Below are 8,084 nucleotides of genomic sequence, written 5' to 3' on the forward strand. Positions count from 1 at the left end.
AGGTGCATTGGGCGAGATCCACCGAGCCCGGGTCTCCGCTCAGTCCGGAAACGGTGGCATGGATCGTCTGCGCCGCCGGATCGTCGACGAACGTCGACGTCGCCGAATCGACGAGGCCCTGGCAAGCGGGACTGCTGCCGACGTCGCGCTTGCGCGAGGCGGAGACTCCCGCGCCGCCGTAGTAGGTATCCCAGCTTACGGAGCCGATGTTCGTCGCATCGGGAAGCCCGAATGCGAGGACGAACCCCGCAACGGCCGGCACCGTCGTAGTCGTCGTGCTGGTCGAGCTCGAGCTGGTCGTCGTCGACGTGGTCGCGCTCGCGCACAGTGGCGAGTGCTGGCAGTTCGGGTCCGCGCAGTCGATGAGCCCGTTGCCGTCGTCGTCCTTTCCGTTGCCGCAGTCTTCGCACGAGCCCGGGTCCGGGTTCGTCGAGACGCAGGCCGGAGGAGTACCGTCGCAGGAATCCAGCGAGCACGAGCACGTGGTAGCAACGGCATCGGAGAGGCGCGAAGGGTCGCCGCTGGCGAACGCGCACTCGAACAGGCTGCTGACCGCACCGAGAGAGCAGCCGTCGATCGTTACCTGCAGCGTCGAGCCGCCGCCGGTCTCGCGGAACGCGGCCGAACAGCCGTGCCCGCTGACGACTTCGCTCGCGTGGCAATCGAGGCTTCCGTCTTCCGCGCGAGCAACGGTCGCAGAGGCCGATGCGAGATCCACGTCGACGACGACGTGATCGCAGGGGCCGCTGCCGTTCATGCCGAACCAGTAGCGGGGATCACCCCCTCCTCCGCCGCTGCAACTTTCGAGCAGCGCTCCGACAGCAATCAGCAACGCGCACGACAGCGACGTGCGAACCATGGCAACTCCCCCCTTGGTCCGCGACCGTCGAAGCGGCCGCGGCCGAACGACGCATTGTGGTCATCCGGTCAGCGTTGTGGCGAGCGAACCGAGCGAGGAACCAGTCGATGCGTGTGGCTGGCGTCACGCGGCGTGCACCCGGAGAATTACCGGGTGAATCCGGGACGATGATTCGCAGCTGCATCACCGAACCGGAGGCCCGGCGACCACCTCGAAGCGATGCTTTTCGACCAGCGGCGCGGTCCTGCGTGGCACGCCGTCATCGGCCGACTTCGACGGCCGCGATATCTTGGAAGTCCTCAGGATCGGGGGTCCTCGCCGGGATGTCCCGCTCCCTGGCGGGCTCGATCGGGCGCCTTCGTGGATCGCGGCGGCGAAAGTGGCCTCGCACCGCGAAGCCTGACACGATCGGCGCTCCGTAGCGGAATCATTCGGTCTGCGTCCGCGGTAGCGCATCCAGACGGGCGACCTGCGCCGGAGGTGCGGGAACGCGAGGAGAAACGATGACGATCAAGATCGGTTATGCGGCCATGCTCGAGCAGTTCCATCCGACCGATGCGCTGCGCTTCTGCGAGAAGGCCGAAGCCAGCGGGTTCGACGGAGTGATGGCCTCCGACCACCTGCAGCCGTGGGTGCCGCAGCAGGGGCAGTCGGCATTCGTCTGGTCATTCATGGCGGTGGTTGCCGACCGCACCAAAGGGGACATCGGACCGGGGGTAACCTGCCCTTCGTTCCGCACGCATCCCGTCATCATCGCGCAAGCCGCAGCGACGATGGCGGCGATGTTCCCGGGAAGGTTCTGGGTGGGGCTCGGCTCCGGCGAAGCGATCAACGAGCACGTCGTGGCCGGCTACTGGCCCGAGGCTCCCGAGCGCGCCAACCGCATGTTCGAAGCCGTGCAGTTCATGCGCAACCTGTTCACCGGAAAGGAAACGCGCCACCAGGGACCGTTCTTCAAGATCGAGACCGTGCGCCTGTGGACGATGCCGAAGGAGCCGCCGCCGATCTACATCGCCACGGCAGGCCCGATCACGGCCAGGCGCGTCGGCATGCTCTGCGACGGGCTGATCACGGTCGGCGCGCCGGCCGAGAAGATCCACAAGATCCTGAAAGCCTACGAGGAAGGCTGCGCCAAGTGCAGCCACGACAATCCCCGGCGCAAGATCCTCCAGCTCCACCTGTCGTGGGCACGCACCGACGAGGAAGCGCGGATGAACGCGCTCGTCGAATGGCCCAACGGCGGAATGAAATTCCCGAAGCAGGACATCCGTTCGCCGCTGGATTTCGAGCAGATGGCGAGGATGGTGCGGCCGGACGATTTCGACGGCCGCATGCTGATGACGGCCGACTGCGAAGTGCATCGCAAGGAGATCCAGAAGTTCATCGACCTCGGCTTCGACCAGATCTACCTGCACAACGTCGGACGCAACCAGGAAGACTGGATCGAGACGTTCGGGCGCGAAGTGCTGCCGGCGCTGCACCGCTGACAGCGAGCCGCGACCGCTTCCTAGCGTTCGGGCACCGGCCGTAACGGAGGCACGAAGGTAAGCCCTTCCTCCTCGACCTCGAGGATGTCTTCGGAAGTCTCCCCTGCGACCTCGACTTCGTCCTCGGTCGGCTCCTCGGCAGGCAGTTGCCCGCCCGATATCCCGCGTGTCAGCCCGGGCGCAGGCTCGCCGGCGAACGCCGTGACCAGCATGCGGTCGACGACTTCGTAGCCCGTTTCGTCCTCGACGATCCGGCGCGCGATCTCGGGCAGCGCCTCGTTGGCGACCTCACCGGCAAGCGTGACAACACCATCGCGGCAAAGGATGCGAACGTCGTCCAGCGCTTCGCCGACTTCGTTGAGGAACGCTTCGCGAATCGTCTCGGCAACTTCCGCGTCGTCGAGCACTTCGAGGTCGCGCGCGATCGGCGCAGGAGCGAGGCCCTCGTCGGGCTCGCCGTCAGGCTTCTCGTCCGGAATGTCTTCGGCAAAATCCTGGGGGCGCGCGGTCGCGTCGATGCGATCCGGTTCTGGCGCCGCTTCGCTTCGTGCTTCGCACTCCGCGCAGCGTGCCGCCCACGGCTCCGAGCGCAGGCGCTCGACAGCGATCGGTTTTTCACAATCGATGCAGGCGCCGTACGTGGAGCGATCGATACGCTCGAGCGCGCCGTCGATCTGACGAAGCTCCGCGTACTGGCGTGCCGTCACTCGCGTGCGTACGTCGGCGGCCTGCTCCTCCTGCGCGAACTCTTCCGGCTCGAGTTGCTGGTCTTCCCGATCCGACTCGATGGTGTCGAGCTCGCCCTCTCCCGCATCACGGGCGCGGAGCACACGCCTGCGGGCGGCAACCAGCGCGCGGCGGAGCTCCTCGATCTCGGCTGTCTTGAGCGTCTCGTGCATGTTCCCTCGTCGCGCTGATTCGACGACGCAGGCGCCGTTTCCATGCGCGATTCCTTTTCGACAGATGTGTCGACCGGTGTGCCAACCCGAAGGGGGAGCGCTCCTCCCGGGGCACTTTCGGCGTGCGCCGGTAGCGACGCCGGCCGGCCCCCGTTCCAAGATGAGGGCGTGAGCCTTCGCACGTCTCCCTTGGTGTCGCGCGCGTTGGTCGTGCTTCTGATCGCGACCGCACCGTGCTGCTCCCCCGATGTCCGCTTGCGTGGAGACGGCCAGGCGTCCGCGGCAGCCGCACCTTCGTTGCAGACGAGTCAAGGCCGCCTCTCGGCCTCGAGCTCCGAGAAGATCCTCGCCGGTCTCGCCAGGCAATCCGGGGTGTCGGATGTCCTGCTGCATCACGTCGCGGTGGAGGAGGCGTACGCCGGCAGTCCTCTCGTCGTCGGCAACCGCGTCGACCTTCTGCGCGACGGCGACCAGGCGTACCCGGCGATGGAGAAGGAGCTTGGCCTGGCGCGACGGAGTATCGATCTCGAGGTCTATACGTTCCGCGACGATGAAGTGGGCAAGCGTTTCGCGCAGTTGCTCCAGGAGCGGGCACGCCACGGCGTGGACGTAAGGGTCATGTACGACAGCGTCGGCTGCCTTTCGACCGATCGCGAGTTCTTCGACTCGCTGCGCAGCGCGGGAGTGGCCGTCATCGAGTTCAACCCCGTCAATCCGCTGACCGCACGCGGGCGCTGGCGACTCGAGCACCGCGATCATCGCAAGCTGCTCGTCGTCGACGGGCGCGTCGCATTCACCGGCGGGATCAACATCAGCACCGAATATGCGGGCAGCGGCCGCAGCTCTTCGTCCGGCGGCGGCCGCGTGCCTGTCGAAGGCAAAGCGTGGCGCGACACCCAGGTCCGCATCGAGGGACCGGTGGTTTCCGATTTCGCGCGGCTCTTCGACGACAGCTGGCGCAAGCAGGAAGGTCCCCCGCCCCGGCGTTCGCACCCGAGCTCCCCGCCCCCGCCGGCGGGCAGCGACATCGTCCGCGCAATCGGAAGCACGCCCGACGACGCCGAAAGCATCATCCACAAGACGCTGCTCTCTGCGATCTCGCACGCCGAGCGCTCGGTGCACCTGACGCAGATGTACTTCGTTCCCGACCCCGACCTGGTGCGCCTCGTCGAGGCCGACGCCAGGCGCGGCCTCGACGTACGCATCATCCTGCCGAGCGAAGGCTTCTGGATGACGCGCTATGCCGGACGCTCGCACTTCTCCGAGCTGTTGCGCGCGGGAGTGCACGTTTACGAGCGGCGCGGGCCGCTGCTGCACGCGAAGACGGCGGTGATCGACGGGGTCTGGTCGACCGTCGGCTCGGCCAACCTCGACTACCGCAGCTTCGCGAAGAACGACGAAGTCAACGCAGTTGTCCTCGGCGAGGATTTCGGCGACCAGCTCGAAGCGATGTTCCGCGACGACATCGCCGAATCGCAGGAAATCACCGCGGCGCGGTGGAAGAGGCGTGGTCCGTCGACGAGGTTCAAGGAAATCGTGGCGCGGCTCTGGGAGCGCATGCTGTAAAGCGCCCCGCCGCGGCCTGCGCCGCGGAACTGTCGCGGCGATCGCCGCCGGTGGCAGCGGCGATCGCCGGGTCGATCAACGAATCACGGGTTGTGCGGAGCGGCCGGCGGCTGCGCCGGAGCCGGCGACGACGACTGCGTCGTCACTTTCACCTCGGCGCCGCGACCGGCAAACACGCCCGATCGAACCGCGACGAAGCCGATCATCACGACGATGACGAAGATCACCAGCACTGCGACGATTCCCGTGCTGCTGTCACTTTCGGCCATGCGTTCACCTCCGCCGGGCATGCGCATCCGTACCGTCTTGCGACAGCGGCGCAGCCCAGCGCGGCGGATGCTGGCGCCGCGGTTTCCTGATCGTCAATGACCTCCACCATCGCTCCGACCCGGGTGTGTGTGGCCCGCATTTGCACGCCTGCGCAGACGGCAACCACGAATGCATCAAAACAGGCTGCAGCGGTGTTTCGCCGGGTTCACCGCGACCTTACCCGATCGAGTGGTAACACTGCCGGCGCGAAATTCTCGCCGACGAGAAGATGCTCGTGGCCCCCGTCCGGGAAGTCGGGAGTGTCCGGACGCCGATCGGGATTTTCTTGCCGGCGATCCGTCAAGGCCGTGCAATCCCGCGGTGTTGTGCAATCGCAGACTTACTCGCGCGCATACGAGTGCAGCGCGCGGTGACAAACGTTCTCCGTGGAGCAACGCTCGCGGTGCAGGCGGGTGCGAATCTCCCCGCCTGCCGCCTTCGCGCTTTGCGGGGAGCGCTCACCCAACGGAGGGGATATGAAGAGGATCGGAATTCTCGTGTGCGCGGCCGCGCTCGCGCTCGTTGCGCTGCCAGGCAGCGCGCTGGCCCAGCTCGACCATCTCGTTTGCTACAAGGCCGTCGACAAGCTCGTGGTCAAGGCTTCGGCCGACCTGTTCGCGGAGCTGCAGCCGGAGTTCACCGCCAAAGGATGCACGCTGATCAAGGTCGACGATTTCTGCGTGCCGGCGACCAAGCTCAACGTGCAACCGGCGTCGGCGAACGTGCGGCCCGACATCACCGGCCCCGCACTCAACGCCGACTACATCGGCTACCTCGTGCGCTGCACGTCGGAGCTGTCACCGAGCAACAAACTGCTGGTCGACCAGTTCGGCGTCCACCGCCAGGGCCACTACAAGGTCTACAAGATCTACGTGCCGGCGAAGAAAGCTCCGCCTCCGTGCGGGACCAACGCCGACGGCAAGCAGTGCGGCGGCATCTGCCCGTCGACTGCCGACGAATGCCGCGTCGACACCGACGGCGTCTGCAAGTGCATACCGCCGGTCGACAACACCTGCAGCGGCAAGCCCGACAAGCAGGGCCAGTGCGGAGGCCCCTGTGCCGATCCGACGCAAAGCTGCCAGCTTACCGCCACCGCGACCGGCGCGAAGGTCTGCGCCTGCGGTCCTCCGCCGCCGCCCGTCTGCGGCATCAATCCGGCTACCGGAACCTGCGGCGGCGACTGCCCGAACAAGGCCGACAAGTGCCTGCTCAACAGCGCCAACGAATGCACTTGCGTACCTCCGACGACGCCGTGTGCGCTGGTGCCGGGTACGGTGCCGACTTGCGGCGGAGACTGCCCGGTCGCAGGCGACGTCTGCAGCCTCATCAACGGACAGTGCGCGTGCGGAGGCGGAACGCCGCCGCCGTGCAGCCAGAATCCGCTGACGGGCAAGTGCGGCGGCGAGTGCCCGACCACGGGCGACATCTGCCAGCTGAACACGGCAGGCCAGTGCACGTGCGCTCCGACGCCGTGCGGCAGCGATGCCAACGGTGTCTGCGGCGGAGCCTGCCCGAATCCGGCGACGCAGCAGTGCAAGGGCGACGCCAGCGGTGCGTGCAACTGCACTCCGCCGTCGTGCGGCATCGTCAACACCGACCAGTGCGGCGGCGAATGCCCGGCACCGGCCCAGTGTCGCGTCGCGACGTCGTCGGCAGGGCTGGCGTGCAAGTGCCAGTGACGCACGCGGCCGCTTGAACGAAAAAGCCCCGGATGCCGCAAGGCATCCGGGGCTTGGTTGGAGTTCGGGAAGTCGGCGACAGGCACCAGAACGCTGGGGCCTGTCCCCAGCTCGCTGGTACCTGTCCCCGGCGTTCAGTCTTTTGCGGCCTGGCGATCTTGCTTCGACATGCCTTCCTTGTCGGCCTGGACCTCGCGATCGGTGTCTTCCTTCTCGTCTTCCTGCACCTGCGCCTTTTCCTTCTTGGCGTCCTGGCGATCTTCGTTCTTCGCCTGCTTGACCGCCTTCTTTTGCGCGCCGGTCTTGCCGGTATCGGCCGTGTAGATGTTGTCTTCCTTGGCCTTCTTGGCGCCCTTCATGCCGTAGTCGCCGCTGCGACCGCCATACACGTCGGCGCTGCTCCCTCCGTAGAGGCCGGCACTGCTGCCCTGCTTGCCGCCGCCGTATCCGCGGCCGCCGGCAAGCATCGTCGCGTCGCTGGCGGCCGCAGGCGCATGCCCCGCTGGTTGGAGCGTGGAGCTCGCAGCGGCAATCGACGGAACGGCGAGAACGACGGCGAATGCGATACGGGAGATCAGTGTCGGGATGTGGGAACTGGACTGCATGGAAGGCCTCCTCATCGGGGATTTATTCGTACGGCCCGGGAGACGCGGTTTCCACTGTGGATCACAAAAACCACCGCCCGCGGGCACAGCGGGCGGCCGATCGGCGCGGCGGCGTCCACGGTGGGGTTCCCCGCGAGGGGCGTGGCTACGGGCAGGGCCTCAGACGGGGCCCCGCGGACGTCTTTGTGGGCACTGCGTCACGATTTGCGGTAACGACCACCCCGCACCTTGCATTTATGCACGACATATTTTCAGGTCTTTAGCGCGGGGGTGCAACATGTTCACCGCCCCAGTCCGCAACAAGGTCGCAAGCTTTCCAGCGTGAAATTGAACACTTATGCCGCTTCATCCGCATGAAAACCGACTGATGGGCTTCAAGAATAAATTTCTGTGCGCAGCTCCGGAAACTCTGGAAGAGCGCCCCCGGATGAATATGCTTGGAGGTGAGCAGAGGGGTGAGTTCGAAGCACCCCCCAAAGAAGCTCGAAACGTAAAGGACGGAAGGAGGGCATGGACATGGCAGCAACCCGAATCGAAGCAGGGACCCGGATCCTCGCAGTGATCTCTCGCTCAGCGCTGGTCGCAGCTGTACTGATGATCGCCGGCGCCGGTTTTGCCCAGGCGGCCGACTCCGAGGACCGCATTCCTCCCCCGAATCCGGCCGATGTGGCGATCCTGCG

General features: G+C 66.5%; 7 protein-coding genes. 3 read left to right on the forward strand and 4 right to left on the reverse strand.

What is annotated here, in order from left to right; genetic code table 11:
* Positions 1-859: hypothetical protein (locus VGK20_09420; GenBank protein HEY2774257.1), on the reverse strand; the 859-nt coding region annotated here is incomplete at its 3' end.
* A 503-nt stretch (positions 860-1,362) separates the two neighbouring features.
* Here VGK20_09420 and VGK20_09425 point away from each other — a divergent pair.
* Complete coding sequence (locus tag VGK20_09425) at positions 1,363-2,346, forward strand: TIGR03557 family F420-dependent LLM class oxidoreductase (protein HEY2774258.1); 984 nt, start codon at positions 1,363-1,365, stop codon at positions 2,344-2,346.
* 20 nt (positions 2,347-2,366) lie between these two features.
* Here VGK20_09425 and VGK20_09430 read toward each other — a convergent pair whose 3' ends face one another.
* Positions 2,367-3,245 carry a TraR/DksA C4-type zinc finger protein gene (locus tag VGK20_09430; protein ID HEY2774259.1) on the reverse strand — a complete coding sequence of 293 codons (879 nt, stop codon included), beginning with the start codon at positions 3,243-3,245 and terminating at the stop codon, positions 2,367-2,369.
* Positions 3,246-3,542: 297 nt separating this feature from the next.
* On the opposite strand from VGK20_09430, the gene cls reads away from it, so the two are divergent.
* Positions 3,543-4,811 (forward strand): cardiolipin synthase, encoded by a 1,269-nt coding sequence (gene cls / locus VGK20_09435; protein ID HEY2774260.1) that lies wholly within the window; start codon positions 3,543-3,545, stop codon positions 4,809-4,811.
* Between the two features lie 83 nt (positions 4,812-4,894).
* Here cls and VGK20_09440 read toward each other — a convergent pair whose 3' ends face one another.
* Positions 4,895-5,080, reverse strand: a complete 186-nt coding sequence (locus VGK20_09440; protein HEY2774261.1) for a hypothetical protein — start codon at positions 5,078-5,080, stop codon at positions 4,895-4,897.
* A gap of 516 nt (positions 5,081-5,596) precedes the next feature.
* Here VGK20_09440 and VGK20_09445 point away from each other — a divergent pair.
* Positions 5,597-6,799 (forward strand): hypothetical protein, encoded by a 1,203-nt coding sequence (locus VGK20_09445; GenBank protein HEY2774262.1) that lies wholly within the window; start codon positions 5,597-5,599, stop codon positions 6,797-6,799.
* A gap of 134 nt (positions 6,800-6,933) precedes the next feature.
* Here the strand turns inward: VGK20_09445 and VGK20_09450 are convergent, their stop codons facing one another.
* Entirely contained in the window at positions 6,934-7,404 is a 471-nt protein-coding gene (locus VGK20_09450; protein ID HEY2774263.1) for a hypothetical protein, read from the reverse strand.
* Positions 7,405-8,084 lie beyond the last annotated feature (680 nt).

The sequence above is a fragment of the Candidatus Binatia bacterium genome (assembly GCA_036493895.1).
Taxonomy (GTDB): domain Bacteria; phylum Desulfobacterota; class Binatia; order UBA1149; family CAITLU01; genus DATNBU01.